Genomic DNA, 18,862 nt, shown 5'->3' on the forward strand with positions numbered 1-18,862 from the left:
TTTGTTGTATTTTTCTAACCTGGAATTATTAGAAAAACGTTTTAGTAAATACCTGATACTGTTTTGTAGAAAATTTAATGTTTAAAAAAACATCTGATGAATAGAATAAATTGCAAAGGTTTTCTCTTTGGATTCTCCTTTTTAGTAATTGGCTTTGGAGTAAATGCTCAGAAAAAAGCAATAGAAAAACGTAATCTAATTCAATACGTAGATCCCATGATTGGTACAGCTAGGATGGGACACACTTATCCAGGGGCAACCGTTCCGTTTGGGAGTGTACAGCTAAGTCCGGAAACCGATACTATTGCTTACAGTTTAAGCGGAAAATACAATGGAGACGTTTATAAATATTGTGCAGGATACCAATACGAAGACAAAACCATTGTAGGTTTTAGTCACACGCATTTTAGCGGAACAGGCCACTCTGATTTAGGAGATTTTCTAATAATGCCTACAACTGGAAAACTGCAATTGAATCCCGGAATAGCGTCAAAACCATTATCAGGTTACAGGTCGGCATTTTCTCATTCGACCGAAAAAGCAGAACCGGCTTATTACAGCGTATTGCTGGAAGATCATAAAATTAAAGCAGAACTTACCGCAACAACGCGTGTGGGAATGCATCAGTATACATTTCCAAAGTCGGATGAAGCGCATATTATTCTCGATCTGACTTCCGGAATTTACAATTACGATAAAAAGAACGTCTGGACATTTGTTCGTGTTGAGAACGATACTTTAATTACAGGATATCGCCAAACTAATGGCTGGGCAAGAACCAGAACTGTTTATTTTGCGATGTCTTTTAGTAAACCAATTAAAAGTTACGGTCAAGCGCCTCTCGAAAAAAGTGTTTACAGAGGTTTTTGGGGAAGATTTGATCAAACAAAGAATTTCCCCGAAATGGCAGGTCAAAATTTAAAATTGTTTTTTGATTTTAATACTCAGGAAGGAGAAAAGATCAAAATAAAAATGGCTTTATCTCCCGTAAGTTCAGCCGGAGCGCTTGAAAACATGAAAAAAGAAGTTCCGGGTTGGGATTTCGAAAAAGTAAAAAAACAAAGTCAGGAAGTCTGGAACAACGAATTGAATAAAATTCAGGTAGAAACCATTCAGAAAGAAGATTTAGTGAATTTCTATACTTCAATGTATCATGCCTTTTTAGGCCCAACAGAATATATGGATCTAGACAGCAACTATAAAGGTCTCGATATGAATGTTCATAAAGCAGAAAACTTTAAAAATTATACCAGCTATTCGCTATGGGATACTTATCGGGCTTTGCATCCATTATTCAATTTGGTACAGCCAACCCGAAATTCAGATATGATTAGTTCGATGTTGGCACATTCAGATCAGAGTGTGCATAAAATGCTGCCAATATGGTCGCATTATGCTAATGAAAACTGGTGTATGATTGGCTATCATTCGGTTTCTGTAATTGCAGATGCTATTGTAAAAGGCAATACTAATTTTGATCCTGAAAAAGCGCTTCAGGCTTGTGTAAACACAGCAAAGGTTCCGTATTATGACGGATTGGAATATTATATGACAAAGGGTTACGTTCCTGAAGATAAAAACGGAGCTTCGGTTTCTAAAACTTTAGAATATGCATACGATGACTGGGCGATTGCGCAGGCGGCGAAAAAGTTAGGAAAAACAGCTGTTTATAATGAATTTATCGAAAGATCTAAAAACTATAAAAATGTTTACGATTCAAAAACAGGTTTTATGCGTCCGAAATTAAACGACGGTACTTTCAAAAAAGAATTTGATCCGCTGGACACACATGGGCAGGGATTTATTGAAGGAAATTCCTGGAATTACAGTTTATATGTTCCTCAGGATCCTGCTGAAATGATTAAAATGATGGGAGGAAACGATAAGTTTAATGTTAGGCTGGATTCGTTATTCAGGATGCATTTGCCGGATAAATATTTCGAAAATACTGAAGATATCACCAGAGACGGTATCATTGGGAATTATGTTCACGGAAACGAACCTTCACATCATGTTGTTTATTTATACAACTGGACGAATTCGCCCTGGAAGGCTCAAGATAAAATTAGAATGATCCTGAAAAAAATGTATAGAAATGGCGCCGATGGTTTGGGCGGAAATGATGATTTCGGACAAATGAGTGCCTGGTATATTTTTAGTAGTCTAGGATTTTATCCAGTTGCTCCTGGTTCTGATGAATATGCTTTGGGGAGCCCATTGATGAAGAAAGCAGTTTTTAATTTAGAAAACGAAAAAACTTTTGAAGTCGAAACCGTAAATCAATCGGATAAAAATGTGTTTGTTAGCAAAGTGCTTTTAAATGGAAAACAATTAGAAAAACCTTTCTTAAAACATTCAGATATTATTAATGGTGGGAAAATTACTTTTTATATGAGTACTAAACCGAACAAGAAGAATTACCAGAATTAAATTTGCCCAAGGGTTTTACGGATGAAACGGTTTTACGCGGATTTTTTGTTAGTGTCACCCTGAGCGAAGTCGAGGGGCTTTTACTACGAAAAAAGCTTCGACTTTGCTCAGCCTGACAATGTGTAATATTTAAATTTGAGAAAATTTGTGCAATTCGTGGCAGAACAACAAAAAACTTCACGAAATTTGCACTTTAAATAAAAAGTAAATATGAAAATAAATCTAAAATCAGGAATTGATAAATTGCTTTTCGGAATGAAGCAAAACGATGTAACTGCTGCTTGGGGAAAACCGGACAAAAATTATGTAGACGAAGATGATAATGTGATTTTTGTATACAATGCGCACAAAATCAGATTGACATTTTATCAGGAAGAAGACTTGAAATTAGGTTATTTAGTAGCTTCGAGCAATGAATTGGAAGTTTTTGGATTCAAATTAATTGGAAGAAAAATTGCTGATGTAAAGAAAGACCTGGCTACAAAAGGAATTACAAAATACACTCAGGAGACTTTTGATACTTTCGAAAATTATTTCAACGAAGACAATTGGTTTATTCTTCAAACTGAATTTGATGAAGTTGTAAAGTTTGAAGTTGGTGCAATCATCAATGATAAAGACGAATTTGACTGGAAATTTCCAGTGAAGAAATAAGAGAAATAAGCTTAAAAACTTTGACAAAGTTGAATGGACACATTAAACAAAAAAACCGACAATCACTTGTCGGTTTTTTTTATGTTTTGATGAAAAGAAATTACCCTTTTAACCATGCATTTTTAAGTTTTTCTTTTGAAGCATCTGTAGCTTTAAAAGTTTCTTTTTCTTCAAATGGGACTTTCACAGTTCCTTTGATGGTTTGTTCTTTTCCGTCACGTTTGATTTTAATCGTGATAGGATCGTTTTCTTTCCAGTTTTCACTTTCGGTAATCAAATCATAAATATTGTCTAAGTTGTATGTTTTCTCATTTACAGTTAGGATTTGATCTCCAGCTTTAAGATTTAAGTTGCTGAAAAATACATTCAAATCAAGATCCTTACGAACACTTATTACTTTAGTTGCTTTATCAATAGTTATATATGGATTTTGACCTTTTATGAAAATTGATCCCGGAACTTTTTCTGAGGCTTTGCCCACACCAACTTTTGCCAAATAAAAATCATAAGGAATTGGAGTTGTGCCCTGAACATATTTAGTCAAAAATTCGCCCACTTCAGGATAAGTTAGCTGTGTAATTTTGGCAAAAAGCTCATCATCATTAAATGGTTTTTCTACACCATATTCATTGGCTAATTTGTGCATTAGGTCCAGAATTCCTCTTTCGCCATTGCTTTTTTCTCTAATGATAATATCGATGCACATACCAATTAAAGCTCCTTTTTGGTACACGTTTAAGTACTGATCTTTATAAGGTTGTTCTAATACATTTTTACTCATTACAGTAAACGACATTGTATCGTTTAAACCTTTTGCCTGCTCGATTTTATCTGCAATACGAGTATAAAATTCGGCTTCGTCAATTAAACCCTGATTGATTTGAAAAAGGTTTGCAAAATATTCTGTTACTCCTTCATACATCCATAAATGTTCAGACATTTTAGGTGCATTATAATCAAAATACTGAATTTCTTTTGAGTGAACAGTAAGTGGTGTTACAATATGAAAAAACTCGTGCGAAACAACGTCTTTCATTGATTCTACCAATTTTTCTTTTGGCATAGATTCCGGTAAAACAACCGTTGTAGCTGTAGGATGTTCTAAGGCTCCAAAACCGTGAGCATCATCTTTTGCCATACTTGACAAGTACAATAAAACGGTATATTTTTTAGTTGCATTTACTTTTCCTAAAAAGTTTTTTTGCGCCGTCATCATGGTTTTCATTTCAGGAGTAATACTTTCGGCAGTAAATTTTCCTGTAGGAGAGTAAACAGCGATTAGAATATCCATTCCGTTTACATTAAACGTTGTATAATCCGGTTTAGAATACATTATTGGGTTTTCGACTAAAACAGCATAACGAGGCGTTGTAAAAACGTCGCTTGTGTTGCTTGCGTCTTCGTCATTCATTGAAGTTGCTCCCCAAAGTGTTTCAGGATGCGTGATGGTTACTTTATAAGGTACATTCAGTTTATCCTGAAAATAACCTACAAAACCATGCGTGTTAACCATAAAATTGATTCCTGCATTGATATTGGTTCCGGCAGGCGAAAAAACGTCATCATTACCAAATCCGGTTCCTTTTTCGGTGTCAAAAGTGTCTCCTACTAAATACGTTACTTTTTTTAACGATTTAGCGTTAGAAATTGACCACGAGTTATCATCGATTCTTTTTACTGTTAAAGGATTTCCCTTTGCATCAAAAGCTTTAAAATCATCTGAAAATTTTCCGTAGTTATCTGTAGAGTAAGTTCCGGGAACTGTTTTTGGGATACTATAAATTACTTCATCGGTTTTTATTTGAGGAGGGGTAACGGTTACTAGTACTTTGTCCTCTTTTACATCGATAAGATCAATGTTAACACCTACTACATTTGCGGCACCAGATGAGCTTCCTGTTTTACAGCTCCAAAGAGTTACTGCAAGAGCTAAGGTGTAAAATATTTTTTTCATTTGTTTGAATTTAGTTATTCGTATATGACTTGTAAATTATAAAAAAGTTACATTAACATTAAAAATAATAAAAAAACTCCTGAATTTCAGGAGTCTGTTTTAGTCTAGTTTGTTTTTTATATAATATTTACCATCCAGATCTTCATCAAAATCATCTATTTTAACGGGTTTTGGTTTTGGTTTATTTGCAATTGCCTTTTTTTTCCACATTTCAAATTTTTCAAGTGGCATCTTCTTTTTCATGATTTCCAGAACTTCTTTTTCTGCCAATCCAAATTCTTTTTTAATGATCTCAAATGGATTTTTTTCTTCTAAGGCTAACGAAACAAGTTTTTCGGTTTGCTCCCAATTCAATTCTTTGCGGTTACTCTTTTTCATCACGTGAAAATTAATTCAAAATAGGGGTTAATGATTAATAGATTGATTTTCAATTTAAGTATCAATATTAATAAAAAAAATAATTACTTGGTGCGATCTGGGATATTTTTTTTAATGATTTTAACTGTTTTTTGCAGATCTCGGTTTTTGAAACGGAATTTGCAATAAATTATGCAATTTGTTGTTTTCTTCAGTTTCCATATGAGTGTCGACTCCATAGATTATTTCTTCTTTTGAAAGGGTTGTAAAAGTGCCAAAAATGCGGTCCCAAACCGAAAAAATATTTCCGTAATTACTATCCGTGTAAGGAAGGACATAATGATGATGTACTTTATGCATATTGGGTGAAATGATAAAATAACTCAAAAAAGCATCCAATTTAGGAGGTAAAGAAATATTAGCATGATTAAACTGCGAGAAAATAACAGAAAGACTCTGGTACAGGAAAACCATCCACATGGGGCTTCCTACAATAAGAACGCCCAGAGTAGTAAATATAAACCGAATAATACTTTCTCCCGGATGATGTCTGTTAGCGGTTGTGGTGTCTATCCAGGTATCAGTATGATGTACAATATGAAAACGCCATAGAAATTTTATTTTGTGCTGAACCAAATGCGCCAGATAGGCACCAATTAAATCCAGCAGCAGTAATCCGATGATAGTATAAAGCCAAACAGGAATTTGAGGCAGCCATTGCAATATCCCAAAGTGATTTTCTGTTGACCAGTTCGCCGTTTTGATGAGGATAAAAGCCAACACAAAATTTACAATAATAGTAGTAAATGTCAAAAAGAAATTGATTCCTGCATGTTGCCATTTTCTGTATTTCATTTGAAACAGCGGGAAGGTGTTTTCGATAAGCCAAAATATAGTAATTCCTCCTACGAGAATTAAACTTCGATGCGTGGACGGAATCGTGCTGAAATATGCTATAATATCATTCATAAATAAAAAGGTTAGATAGATGAATAATGTGATCTGTTTTCTATGAAGAGATTAATTGAAATAGAGGCATATAAAAAAAAGAAAACCGAATATAAATATATCTGATTTTCTCTTTTAAAAGTAATTTATAAGATGATTTTTTTAATGAGCTGATTAAAAGGGTAATAAAGATAAGAATGTTATATGGTGCTTTTTAGTTTAATTGAAATTGTTTAGGCTGCGTCGTGATTTTGTAATAATGTTTTGTACAAAAATCCGGCTACAATTGCTCCTAAAATAGGTGCAGCCCAAAATAACCAAACCTGAGCTAATGGTTCTCCACCAGTAAAAATGGCCTGAGACAGAGATCTTGCAGGGTTTACAGAAGTATTTGTAATTGGAATACTGATTAAGTGAATTAGCGTTAAGGCCAAACCAATTGATAAACCGGCAAATCTTCCGTTTGCAAATTTATCTGTAGCGCCAAGGATGATTAATAAGAAGAATAATGTTAGAACAAATTCAGCAATAAATGCTGATGCTAATGAATATCCGTCGGGTGAGAATGCTCCATAACCATTAGAGGCGAAAGCTCCTGCTTGTGTATTATTGATTGCATTTCCTGCTTTGCCTGACCAGATGATGAATAATGTTCCTGCAGCGGCCAGCGCGCCTACGCATTGTGAAATAATATAAGGTATCAGATCTTTTGCCGGAAATCTTCCGCCAGCCCATAAACCAAATGATACTGCAGGATTAAAATGTCCGCCAGAGATATGTCCTACAGCATAGGCCATGGTTAGTACTGTTAAACCGAAAGCCAATGCAACTCCTGCAAATCCAATTCCTAAATTAGGAATTCCGGCAGCAAAAAGTGCGCTTCCGCAACCTCCAAAAACTAGCCAATAAGTTCCAAAGAACTCTGCAAATAATTTTTTCATAATAAAATAATTTAATTAATAGTTGATTGTTAAAGGGTATATTGGTATGCCCAAAAAATCAAAACAAACTGTAAGGGCAAACGTACAAATAAAATCCAATTGGGTAAACCAAAACCTGCTTTTTTGTTTTGGTACATAAATAGATTCGCTGGAAATATAGCAATTAACAATGCTATAATTCCCCACGCAGCAAAATTTGTTGTGTAACTAACCATTAGAAGTATGCCAAGAATAACTTCGGCAGCTCCGCTTAAAATATTCATTAATTTAGGGTTGGAGAAAAAAGGCGGAATGATTCTGATATACATTCCGGGATTTCTAAAATGATTTAATCCGGCAATAATATAGAGCGCAGCCATAAGGTATAAATGCCAGGGTAAATTCATGATAAGTAAATGTTTATCACGAATTTATAAAAAAATTAACAATTATTACATTACAGGTCTTTTTTTTTTTAGATCCTTATAAATAAGTTAATTTTTACGCTTAAAATTTACGTTCATAATAATTATGGCAAGAATGATTAAGGCGATTCCAATCCATTGAGAAAGAACAACTTGTTCGTCTAATAATATATAAGCCATCATTACGGAAACAGGAAGCTCAAGTGCTGAAACGATACTTCCCAGACCAATTCCGGTTAAAGGAAAACCTGCCGTCATAAGCATAGGAGGTATAATAGTTCCAAAAAGAGCTAATATAATTCCCCATTTCATAAAAATCTCAAAGTTGAAAGGTGTTACCTGAGTGGCAATTGCAAATGAAAATACAATTACAGCACCTCCTAAAAGCATATATAAACTACGTTGCGCTGATGAAATCTCTGTAGCAACGCTATTTGCCGTAAACATAGTGGTAGTAAATGAGGCTGCTGCCAAAACTCCCCACGCAAGACCACGCCAATCAAGGGCAACGTCATTATGAATGATATTAGTAGCTAGAACAGTACCAATAAGAACTATGATTACAGCGATTACTTTTTGTTTTGATGGTAATTTCTTTTCTAAAATCATTTCCAGTAAAACTCCCATCCAAACGGTTTGCATTAATAAAACAATACCAATAGAAACCGGAATGTATTTTACGGCCAGGTAATAAAATAAACTTGTCATACCTAAGGATGTACCGGCAAGCATTAAACTGAATATATTTTTTTTGGTCGCTTTTACAACCTTATCCTTATGTTTTGCTTTTTGAAAAGCGTTTATTAATAAAATACCAATGATTCCTAATATAAATTGAGATGTGGTTACTTCGGCAGTTGTGTACCCTTCAGAATAGGCCATTTTTACAAAGGTGGCTAACATTCCGTAAGTTGTAGCGCCTATTGCTACTAAAAATACTCCCTTTAATACATTGTTTTGTGACATCTTAACTTGTTTAGATTAAAAAAATAAAGCCGGCAAAGGTAAGCTATTTTGTTTAGGATTTAATAGAAAATGCTCGTAAACATTATTGTGAGTTTGGTTTTTGATCTAATTTATAGGCTAATATTGTGAATTTGATATAATTGGATAAAATGAAAAACCCATCAAAATATAGCATTTTGATGGGTTTGAATATATTCTGATAAAAATAATTCTTATTTTGTTACAGGCTGATTTTGGTAGGTTTCAATTTCGAAAACCAAAGTAGAGTTGGGTGGAATAACTCCTCCCGCACCTTTTTCTCCGTAAGCTAAATTTGAAGGGAGAAAGAAAATTGCTTTTTCTCCGTCAGTCATCATATCTAATGCTTCGATAAAACCAGGAATCATTCCGTCTTTTTTACCTACTGTAAACGGAAAAGCCTGGTATCCTTTTTGAGCATCACGGTTTGCATCATATTTGCCATATGCTTTTGCTACGTTTGCTATACTACTGTCAAAAAGATTTCCATTGTCAAAATATCCTGCGTAATGGAAATAAATAGTAGAACCTTCGGCCCCTTTTACACCAGTCCCTTTTTTTGTTATTACATATTTTAAACCTGATGCAGTGGTAGTCGCTTTTGCTTTAGTAGCAGCAAAATAAGCTGCTTTTTCAGTTACGACTTTTTGAGATTCAGCTTTTTTAGCTTCTTGTTTTTTTACATCATCGGCTAAAACTTTTACGGCATTGAACTTTTTCGCAGCATCACCTTTGCGGGTAATGGTAATTTTTGTCATAACATCATCCTGAACAATTTTGTTTACATTGTCCATTCCTGAAACAACATGGCCAAAAATGGTATGTTTTCCGTTTAACCACGGAGTCTCTTTATGCGTGATAAAAAACTGACTTCCGTTTGTAGCAGGGCCGGAATTTGCCATGGCAAGAACACCGCCTTTTTCAAATTTTAATTCTTCAACAAATTCATCTTTAAAGGAATATCCCGGACCTCCAGAACCGTTTCCGTCCGGATCTCCACCCTGAATCATGAAATCATTGATTACTCTGTGAAATTTTAATCCGTCGTAAAAAGGTTTTCCTTTAAGTCTTTCTACTTTTACATTAGGATTATTTCCTTCTGCCAAAGAAATAAAGTTAGCTACCGTTACCGGAGTTTTAATATATTCTAATGATACGACAATATCACCTTTAGTCGTTGATATTGTAGCAAAAATTCCATCATTTGGATTGGTTGCCGGAGCCACTTTTGTCGCCGCTTTTGTTGCAGGGGCTTTTGATTTTGCTGCCTGTTTTTTTGTCTGAGCCTGGATATTGACTACTGCCAGGCAGAATAAAAATAGAAATTTAAACTTCATGATTTCGAATTTAAGTCTATAGTTTTGTAAATATAATTTATTGTGGCTTTTCTAATAATTGAATTTCGAAAATAATGTTAGCATTTGGCGGAATTACTCCTCCGGCTCCTGTTGCTCCGTAAGCTAAATGAGACGGAATAAAAAGAATGGCTTTGTCACCAAATGAAAGTTGTTCGATTCCTTCGATAAATCCAGGAATCATACCATCTTTACGACCTGCCTGAAACGGAATTGGCTGGTAGCCGTGTTGTTCTGCTCTTGCTGCATCAAATTTCCCAAAAGCTTTATTTACTTCTTCTACGCTTGAATCAAATAGAGTTCCGTCTTCTAAGAAGCCTGAGTAGTTAATGTATAATTGAGCTCCCTGAGCAGGTTTTTTACCAGTGCCTTTTTCTGTAATTAAGTATTCTAATCCAGTACTGGTTTTAGTTGTTTTTGGTTTTACAGTGGCAAAATAGGCTACTTTTTCTTTTTGTGCACCTGCATATTTACCTTTTTCTTTCGCAATTTCAGAGAAATAATCGTGAAATACTTTTACTGCATCAAATTTTTTGGCTGCTTCACCATTTCTGATAATTGTTACCGCAACAATAGTATCACCTTGTTTTACCTGATTCACAACTTCCTGGCCTTTTTCTACAACATGTCCAAAAATAGTGTGTTTTCCGTCTAACCATGGAGTTTCGACATGTGTGATAAAAAATTGACTGCTGTTGGTTCCGGGACCGTTATTGGCCATCGCCAAAACTCCTGCTTTGTCAAATTTCAAATCAGTGATTTCATCTTTAAATTTATATCCGGTATCTCCCGAACCAGTTCCTTCCGGATCTCCAGTCTGAATCATAAAATTTTCAATAACTCTATGAAATTTTAATCCATTAAAAAAAGGTTTATTTTTTAGATAATCTTTTGTTACAAACTCGTTTTTACCTTCAGCTAAAGTGACAAAGTTAGCTACAGTAACTGGTGCTTTTGTATAATCTAATTCAACAATAATATGCCCTTTATTGGTTTCAATATCTGCATATAAACCATCAGGCAGGTTGCTGTGCTCGTCTTTGCAAGAATACAATGAGCTAACGGTAACAGCTAGTAATAATAGAATACTCTTTTTCATTTTTTAAATGTTGTTTTTATGGGTTTATTGTATCTTTTTTAGTTGGAGCTGCAGGTTTTGGCGTTGCAGTTGTTGGTGCAGCAGCTTTTGGTGCAGCGGTAGTTTGGGTCTGACCAGCCACAGGTGTTGGCTTAGCCGCTGGATCCGGTACAAAATTGCGAAGCGTAACCGTGCAAATTAAGGATTGATTAGTTCCTATTTTTTTATTATCTCCATGATATCCATAAGCAATATGCGAAGGAAATAAGAAAGTTACAGTTTCATTTTTATGCATCATTTTGATACCATCACGCAATCCCATCATGATATCTTGTTTGTCTACGTAATAAGTTTGAGGGCCAAGGTCGGCTTCAGAGTAAATAATCTTACCGTTGATATCTTTTATTTCCAGATTAAAATAAGCAATATCACCTTTTTTAGGAGTTGCCAGATCTGTAGTATTTTTTTCGTCGTAATACAACCAGTATCCTTTTCTGGTAGCGTAATATTTTATTTTCGGATTGCTTTTGATTATTTTTTTAATAACCTCCTCTTCGTTGGCCACTAATTTTTTGTTTCTGTCTACCGATTTTTTCATGAAAGTACCGGAAGCCTGAGAAATAGGCCTTCTGGCTTCTTCATGTTGTTTACAGCTCACCAATAAAACAGCAAAAAGTAGGGTGTAAATGCTTAGTTTTAAGTAGTTCATATGGGGTTATATTTTTAGTTTATTTACTAAATCTTCAAATTTCTTCACGGTTTCTTCCATCGAAACTTCTGATCTTCCGCCAGCCGCATTACTGTGTCCGCCACCATTAAAGTGATCTCTGGCAAATTGGTTTACGTCGAATCCGCCTTGTGAACGGAAAGAAATCTTGATAATTTTCTCGTCTTTATTTTCGATAAAAATAGCAGTAAAAACAATACCTTTTATACTTAGTCCATAATTAACGATTCCTTCAGTATCACCTTTTACATAATCAAAGGAATCCAGTTCTGCCTGAGTAAGTGTAGTATAGGATGTTTTGTGTTCCTCAAGCACTTTCATATTCTGTAAAGCGCGGCCTAATAATTGCAAACGGCTATAAGAACTATTGTCAAATAATAAAACAGGAATCTGAGTATTTTCGACTCCTAAATCAATTAATTCTGCAATGATTCTGTGCGTGTTTCCTGTTGTTCCCGGAAAGCGAAAAGAACCGGAGTCAGTCAATATTCCGGTATAAATACAAGTGGCAATGGTTTTGTCTAAATCTTCTTTTTTTCCTAAAAAAGAAATGAAGTTATACACCATTTCGCAAGTAGATCCAAAAGACGTATCAGAGTACATATAAGTGGCATAATCATCTGGTTTTTGATGATGATCGATCATAATAAACGGAGCTGTAAGCTTTGCTAAAGTATGTTCCATTTCGCCTGTACGATGAAAAGCATTAAAATCTAATGTAAAAATCAGCTCAGCTTCTTCTAATATTTTGGTGCAGTTTTCAGTATCTTTTTCGAAGATTTTTACCGTTTCAGAACCTGGTAACCAGGCCAGAAAATCAGGAAAATCATTGGGAGCAATCACAGTTGGCTGGTGATTGTTTTTTAGTAAAAAATGGTATAAACCTAAGGTTGAACCCATAGCATCCCCGTCAGGGCCTCTATGTGGAATTATGGCGATTTTCTTTGGGGTTGCGAGTAACAATTGTATCGCTTGAATATCTTGTATTTTCATAGTGTGCGAATTTACATTTTTTTAATGTAATGCTGAAATCATTTTACAGATTAACACACTTTTATTAGTTGGCAGTTTCGGTCGCTCCCGATAGCTATCGGGATCAGTTACAGTTTTCAGTTTTCTGAAATAGAGTTGATTGTAAAAACGATAACTATATACCAATGAAACGGATTTTTATTTTAAAATTTTATTTCACAGAGATCCACAAAGAAAGCTCAGAGATGCACAAAAGGAATTAATAAAAGAATGATTTGTTTTGGAATTTATTTTTTTTGAATTTGCCATTGCCATTGAAATTGTAATTTAAAAATAAGAATTCAATCTCTGATATAGCTTATATTTCAACCCTTTCACAATTTGCGATTTATAAATCCCTACAGAACCAGAAGAAAAATAAGCAATTGTACAGGCAATGGCAATAAATATTCCGGGTTGAATGCCAAAAAGTTCCATTCCCATAATAGTGCAGGCGATGGGAGTGTGAGTGGCTCCCGAAAATACAGCTACAAATCCTAAACCTGCCAGAAACGCTATTGGCAAAGGAATTATTGAAGATAAAGCACTTCCTAAAGTAGCGCCTACAAAAAACAACGGAGTTACTTCTCCGCCTTTAAAACCTGCGCCTAAAGTAAAGCCGGTAAACAAAATCTTGAGTAAAAAATCATACCACATATTGGCATTCGAAAAGGAATCAACAATTACCGGAACGCCTAATCCTGCGAATTTGGTAAGTCCAAAACCTGCTATGGCAATCGCCAGAATTATCCCTCCTGTAAAAGGACGTAACGGTGGATATTTGATTTTTGAAAAAAGGGATCCCCAAAAATGCGTACTTCTGGAAAAAAGTAAGGCGGCAAGACCGGATAAAACTCCAATGATGGCAACATAGAATAAAGTTGAAATGCTAATTTCAGGAACAAGCGAAATACTATAATGTGTATGTTTTACCTGCCAGAATTCTACCGTAAAATAAGCAACATAAGCGACTAAAAATGATAGAACAGCACTTTTTAAATTGATTTTACTAAAGTATAAAACTTCCAAAGCAAAGATAGCGCCCGCCAAAGGAGTGCCAAAAACAGATGCAAAACCCGCACTAATTCCCAGAATAATTAGAATCTTTCTTTCGGAATTATCTAAATTAAAAAGCTTGGTAAATTGATCTGCAATTGCGCCGCCCATTTGCACCGCTGTGCCTTCTCGTCCGGCAGAACCTCCAAATAAATGAGTAAGTAAAGTTCCTAAAAGAACCAAAGGAGCCATTTTAAAAGGAATGACTTTTTTGGGATTCTCGTATTCTTCAAGCAATAAATTATTGCCTTTTACAACAGATTCTCCCCAATAATAATAACTCAATCCTATCAATAATCCGCCGAAAGGCAAAAGCCAGATAATCCAGTCGTTGTGAAGTCTATACTGTGTAACCCATTCAAGAGCAACTAAGAAAAAAGCTGAGGCAGATCCTGAAAATATACCTATAAAAACACAAATGAAAATCCATTTGAAAATAGTTACAAGTATTTGTTTGGGAATTAGAGTCATTAAAAAAAGTTTGCCACGAATTTCACGAATTTACACCAATTTTAAAACACTATTGGATTAAAATCTTCATCAAAAATAATCTTTTAAATCTTTCTAATCTGCGGCAAAAAAATAATTCGAGAAAATTTGTGTAATTCGTGGCAAAAAAATATTTACTGTACAACAGCCGTAAATTCAATTTCAACTAAATATTCAGGTGCAACTAGTTTACTGATTTCATAAAAACCAGTTGTAGGTTTTACATCTTTAAAGAAAGCAGAGTGAGCTCTTGCAACTTCTTCAAAAGTAGAAATGTCGGTGGTGAAAATACGGGTTCTGATGACATCTTTCATTCCAACATTCAAATCTTCCAAAACTTTTTCAACACGTTCCAGGATGTTATAGGTTTGAGCATAAGCATCATCAGCTTTTACTTTTTCACCATCAACAATTGCCACAGTTCCTGAAACTTCAATGATATTGCCAATTCTTACCGCACGGCAATAGCCCATTTTGTCCTCCCAAGGTGATCCTGTTAATATGTTTTCTCTTTTCATTTCTATATAATTTTATTGAATTTGTTTCTTTGATTTTAAATCAAATTCCGGTTAGTTAATTTCGCTGCAATTTATAAAATATACAACTGATAAAGAACCAAATTAAATTGAAATCAATTCGTAAAACGTTCTTTTTTGTGATATTTTGAGGAGTAAGTTTTATTTTCTTGCCACAGATTCCACAGATTAAAATGATTTTAAGGATTATTTATTGCGTAAAAAATTTTGCCACGAATTACACCAATTTTAATTCGTTTAATTTGTGTAATTCGTGGTGAAAAAAAATCATTATTCAATTTCATGGTGCTGATAAAGGCGAAGTTTATTTTGAGTTGCAGTAAGATTTTGTTGCAGTACTTCGATTTTGTCTAAAAGATTTGCAATGACATCAATACCTTCTAAATTAATTTTAAGATCATAATGCAAACGAATCATTTTCTCTACAGTTGGCAATTGCTCGGGCTGTAAATATTCGTCTTCTTCAAGAAAAATAATTTCTACTAAACCGTAATTATGCAACTCTGTTATAAAGGTGTTTTCAATTTCGTGATACAAACAAAATTGTTTTATTTGAATTAAGTTTTTACTATTCATGATTTCTTAATTTAGCTAATTCTTCGAATAATTCTTTTTCTTTGGCAGATAATTTTGTTGGAACTTTTATAGTATAATTAATGTATAAATCCCCAAACTGATTGTCTTTTTTATACACCGGAAAACCTTTTCCTTTCAGTTTTACTTTCGTTCCGGGTTGGGTTTCCGGAGCTACTTTTATTTTTACTTTTCCGTCAAAAGTATTCACATAAATTTCACCTCCTAAAATGGCCGTGTATAAATCCAGATCAACATCAGCATATAAATTATTGCCTTCCCGTTTAAATTCTGAATTGTTATCAATTAAAAAAGTAATGTATAAATCTCCATTTGGTCCGCCATTTGCGCCCGGTGCTCCATGATTAGGAATTTTTATAATTTGTCCGTTTTCTACCCCGGCCGGAATTGTGATTCGGATATTTTTTCCGTTTACCGTTAGATTTTGTTTGTGAGTAGTATAAGAAGCAGCCAGATCAAGTTGTAGTTCGGCATTAAAATCCTGTCCGCGGTATTTCGCCTGGCCTCTCGAACTTCTTCCCGAAGAACCATACATAGAATTGAAGAAATCAGAAAAATCACTTCCTGAAAAGTCTCCTCCGCCAAAATCAGAATAACTTTGGTTACCGCCTTGCTGCTGTCTGGAATATTGCTGTTGTTGATTGGGATCGTAACCTGCTTTTTCGAATTCGTCAGCATGTTTCCAGTCTTTCCCATATTTATCGTATTTTTTACGATTCTCAGGATCGCTTAAAACTTCATTGGCTTCGTTTATTTCCTTGAATTTTTTCTCAGCCTCTTTATCATTCGGATTCAGGTCAGGATGATATTTTCGGGCTAGTTTTCTATATGCCTTCTTAATTTCGGCTTCAGTGGCCGATTTTGTGATATCTAATACTTTATAATAGTCAATGTAGTCCATTTGATTGTATTTTTAATAAAGGTAAATTAAAATATTGAAGTTAGGAATAAGTTGCTAATTATCAAAATGATGAAGTGTTTTTAAGATGAGAAAAATAAAAAAATGATTCAGGTTAGTTTGGAATTTGGAATTTATGGTTTGGAATTTGTTTTTAATACAATCTTTTATTTTTGGCAAGTTTTTTGATTCCAAAAATTAGCCTAATATATTGTTATAATAGTCTTAAAGTTGTAGAGCCAAACTAAATTATGCTATTTTTGTGATACTAGAGTTTTTATTCTATATAACAATAAAAGCCGATTCGATAATACTTTTTCAATGAAGCACATCCTATTTTTTATATTATTTTTTGCCGCTGTCACTGTTTCAGCTCAAACTGAATTTGGTACTAAATACAGGCCTATTGCAGCGCCAAAGTTTGGGGCAAAGCCTAAGAAAACTCCGCTGCCGGAAGTAAAAGATCCGCAAGCCAACAATATGGATATACCAAGTATAAAAACGCCAAATGTTTTTGATAATACGAGTATCACACCAAAATCGCAATTACAGGTAGGAGTAGAGAAAAGTAAATTTACGATGTCTACTGAAACTGATTTTGCCAATCCGGGAGATCGTTATGTTCCTAAAATGGAGAAAGATTTAGACAAAGCGCTAAAAGATGCCGGACTAAAAGAAGGTCGAGGGCAACTGGTAAGAAAGAATATTTCGCTGGGCGATTTTAGAACAAAATCAAAATATTTTATTGTAAAATTCCGTGATTTTGGTGCTATCGATGGCGATTTAGTAAAAGTATCTTGTAATGATCAGGTGATAAGAGACCAGTTGTTTTTAGAAGGTAATTTTAAAGATGTCAAAATAGATCTTGCCAACGGTTTTAATAAACTGGATTTTGAAGCTTTAAATATTGGAAGTTTAGGCGGGAATACTGCCGAAATCCGTGTTTATGATGACAAAGGACAATTGGTAACAAATGATTATTGGGATAATCTTGCAGCAGGTTTCAAAGCTTCGATAGTAGTAACAAAAGAAGAATAAGATACAACTATAATTTTGTTGCATCTTATTCTGCTAATATTTTCTAATTTAATAAAGTTTAATCTTTGGCAAGTTCAGGAGTATTGGTTGATTTTCCTTCGCCAGTTTCCTTTAATAGAAAGCTAACCAGAATTGCTATCGAAATTCCAATTATCCAGAATAAACCTGCTTGTTGAAAATGCATAATTTTATCCGTAGTATCATTTAATGTTTGTCCGAACAAACGACTGAATAACGGACTTAAAAGCGTTGTTACTCCAAAAGTTATAAAATTAATTGCTCCTGTAGCACTTCCTTTTACATTGTCAGGATTCGCTTCTTTAATTATAGAATACGGAATCATTGCGGCACCAGAACCAACGCCCAACAAAAACATACTGATTTTCGTAGGAAGTACATCGGGGAAATACAATAACTGAATCAGACTCAAAATCATAAATAGCGCTCCAAATATTAAAACGGGTTTGCGTTTGTTTATTTTATCTGTAATATATCCTAATAACGGACAGCCAAACACCCAGCCAAAAGCAACCATCGCACTCGAAATTGTTGCACTATGAAAGTCGAAAGCACGATCTTTCTGAAAAAAATCTACTGCCCAAGTCATAGCAAATATAGTGGTTGGAGCAAATAATAATCCTGAAACGATTCCGCATAACCAGGATTGAGGATTGCTAAAAACAACTTTATAAGGTTCAAGCAAGCTTTGTTTTTTTACGATAGTTTCTTTCTTTTTTTCGACTACGTTTGCCGGAGTTATAAACCAAAGTCCGAAAGCTACAATTATCGTGAAAATTCCGATAGAGAGCCAGAAAGTTGTTGTATTCATTCCTTTTTCGATTAAAGGCCCTACAACAAATTGCCCTGCTGAACCGCCGAGCATTCCTAAACATTGAGTAAAACCAATTGCAGTTGCCAATGATTTTGCTGAGAATCCTTTACTGGCCAAATACACACAACCCGGAAAAGCGAAGGCACATCCGGCACCTTGAAACAATCGCCCCGTTACGCCGCTAAACTGACTAGAAATCATAAACAGCAAACAGCCAATTCCTAAAATAAGTGCTCCTGCGAAGAGCGAATATTTGGCTCCAAACCGATCTAAAGCTATTCCTGCAATTAAACTACAGGTAGAATAGGTATAATAATAAGTTCCTATAATAGTTACCAGTCTGATCTCACTTACCGAAAAATTATGCGACAGTTCCGGAAGCATTACTGCTGGAGCAGAACGTATTACATAATCTAAAAAATAGAAAACCAAACCAAATACCCATGCGATGACATAGTATTTGGTATATGATTTATTTGTATTGATGTCCATAAAATGTATTTCTTTTATTTGAGCTGTAGCTATTTAAATGAAACACGAATTTGCTCCGCCTGTTCGCTATCGCTCGGGTCACGA

General features: G+C 34.6%; 18 protein-coding genes. 3 read left to right on the forward strand and 15 right to left on the reverse strand.

Annotated features, from left to right (window positions below; translation table 11 throughout):
- Positions 1 to 96 precede the first annotated feature (96 nt).
- Together FLP_RS01430 and FLP_RS01435 are read left to right on the forward strand one after the other, a co-directional pair.
- A complete protein-coding gene (locus FLP_RS01430; RefSeq protein WP_065447730.1) occupies positions 97 to 2,430 on the forward strand; it encodes a GH92 family glycosyl hydrolase in 2,334 nt (777 codons plus the stop codon).
- Between the two features lie 210 nt (positions 2,431 to 2,640).
- Entirely contained in the window at positions 2,641 to 3,084 is a 444-nt protein-coding gene (locus FLP_RS01435; protein ID WP_065447731.1) for a hypothetical protein, read from the forward strand.
- Positions 3,085 to 3,184: 100 nt separating this feature from the next.
- Here the strand turns inward: FLP_RS01435 and FLP_RS01440 are convergent, their stop codons facing one another.
- From FLP_RS01440 to FLP_RS01505, 14 genes are all read right to left on the reverse strand, one after another.
- Positions 3,185 to 5,038 (reverse strand): M61 family metallopeptidase, encoded by a 1,854-nt coding sequence (locus tag FLP_RS01440; protein ID WP_065447732.1) that lies wholly within the window; start codon positions 5,036 to 5,038, stop codon positions 3,185 to 3,187.
- Positions 5,039 to 5,137: 99 nt separating this feature from the next.
- Positions 5,138 to 5,416, reverse strand: a complete 279-nt coding sequence (locus FLP_RS01445; RefSeq protein WP_055098339.1) for a DUF2805 domain-containing protein — start codon at positions 5,414 to 5,416, stop codon at positions 5,138 to 5,140.
- A gap of 120 nt (positions 5,417 to 5,536) precedes the next feature.
- A complete protein-coding gene (locus FLP_RS01450) occupies positions 5,537 to 6,364 on the reverse strand; it encodes a sterol desaturase family protein (RefSeq protein ID WP_065447733.1) in 828 nt (275 codons plus the stop codon).
- A gap of 212 nt (positions 6,365 to 6,576) precedes the next feature.
- Positions 6,577 to 7,284 (reverse strand): aquaporin Z, encoded by a 708-nt coding sequence (aqpZ, locus tag FLP_RS01455; protein ID WP_065447734.1) that lies wholly within the window; start codon positions 7,282 to 7,284, stop codon positions 6,577 to 6,579.
- Between the two features lie 29 nt (positions 7,285 to 7,313).
- Positions 7,314 to 7,670: a DoxX family protein gene (locus tag FLP_RS01460; RefSeq protein ID WP_065447735.1), complete on the reverse strand. Its 357-nt coding sequence runs from the start codon at positions 7,668 to 7,670 to the stop codon at positions 7,314 to 7,316.
- A gap of 87 nt (positions 7,671 to 7,757) precedes the next feature.
- A complete protein-coding gene (locus FLP_RS01465; RefSeq protein ID WP_065447736.1) occupies positions 7,758 to 8,654 on the reverse strand; it encodes an EamA family transporter in 897 nt (298 codons plus the stop codon).
- A gap of 212 nt (positions 8,655 to 8,866) precedes the next feature.
- Positions 8,867 to 10,009, reverse strand: coding sequence for a peptidylprolyl isomerase (locus FLP_RS01470; protein ID WP_065447737.1), 1,143 nt, complete (start codon positions 10,007 to 10,009; stop codon positions 8,867 to 8,869).
- A 37-nt stretch (positions 10,010 to 10,046) separates the two neighbouring features.
- The gene (locus tag FLP_RS01475) at positions 10,047 to 11,126 is read right to left on the reverse strand and encodes a peptidylprolyl isomerase (RefSeq protein ID WP_065447738.1); all 1,080 of its coding nucleotides are present in this window, start codon (positions 11,124 to 11,126) and stop codon (positions 10,047 to 10,049) included.
- A gap of 16 nt (positions 11,127 to 11,142) precedes the next feature.
- Complete coding sequence (gene gldI, locus FLP_RS01480; RefSeq protein WP_065447739.1) at positions 11,143 to 11,814, reverse strand: gliding motility-associated peptidyl-prolyl isomerase GldI; 672 nt, start codon at positions 11,812 to 11,814, stop codon at positions 11,143 to 11,145.
- Between the two features lie 6 nt (positions 11,815 to 11,820).
- On the reverse strand, positions 11,821 to 12,825 hold the full coding sequence (locus FLP_RS01485) for a DHH family phosphoesterase (RefSeq protein ID WP_065447740.1): 1,005 nt from the start codon (positions 12,823 to 12,825) through the stop codon (positions 11,821 to 11,823).
- A gap of 306 nt (positions 12,826 to 13,131) precedes the next feature.
- Positions 13,132 to 14,370 (reverse strand): voltage-gated chloride channel family protein, encoded by a 1,239-nt coding sequence (locus tag FLP_RS01490; protein ID WP_065447741.1) that lies wholly within the window; start codon positions 14,368 to 14,370, stop codon positions 13,132 to 13,134.
- 152 nt (positions 14,371 to 14,522) lie between these two features.
- Entirely contained in the window at positions 14,523 to 14,906 is a 384-nt protein-coding gene (locus FLP_RS01495; protein WP_065447742.1) for a RidA family protein, read from the reverse strand.
- 288 nt (positions 14,907 to 15,194) lie between these two features.
- Positions 15,195 to 15,500 (reverse strand): chaperone modulator CbpM, encoded by a 306-nt coding sequence (locus tag FLP_RS01500; protein ID WP_065447743.1) that lies wholly within the window; start codon positions 15,498 to 15,500, stop codon positions 15,195 to 15,197.
- Positions 15,493 to 16,419 carry a DnaJ C-terminal domain-containing protein gene (locus FLP_RS01505; protein ID WP_065447744.1) on the reverse strand — a complete coding sequence of 309 codons (927 nt, stop codon included), beginning with the start codon at positions 16,417 to 16,419 and terminating at the stop codon, positions 15,493 to 15,495. The genes FLP_RS01500 and FLP_RS01505 overlap by 8 nt, the downstream gene beginning before the upstream one ends.
- Positions 16,420 to 16,737: 318 nt before the next feature.
- On the opposite strand from FLP_RS01505, the gene FLP_RS01510 reads away from it, so the two are divergent.
- On the forward strand, positions 16,738 to 17,454 hold the full coding sequence (locus FLP_RS01510; RefSeq protein WP_065447745.1) for a hypothetical protein: 717 nt from the start codon (positions 16,738 to 16,740) through the stop codon (positions 17,452 to 17,454).
- Positions 17,455 to 17,512: 58 nt separating this feature from the next.
- Here FLP_RS01510 and FLP_RS01515 read toward each other — a convergent pair whose 3' ends face one another.
- Entirely contained in the window at positions 17,513 to 18,778 is a 1,266-nt protein-coding gene (locus FLP_RS01515; protein ID WP_065447746.1) for an MFS transporter, read from the reverse strand.
- Positions 18,779 to 18,862 lie beyond the last annotated feature (84 nt).

It is taken from the genome of Flavobacterium piscis, from assembly GCF_001686925.1.
Classification (GTDB): domain Bacteria; phylum Bacteroidota; class Bacteroidia; order Flavobacteriales; family Flavobacteriaceae; genus Flavobacterium; species Flavobacterium piscis.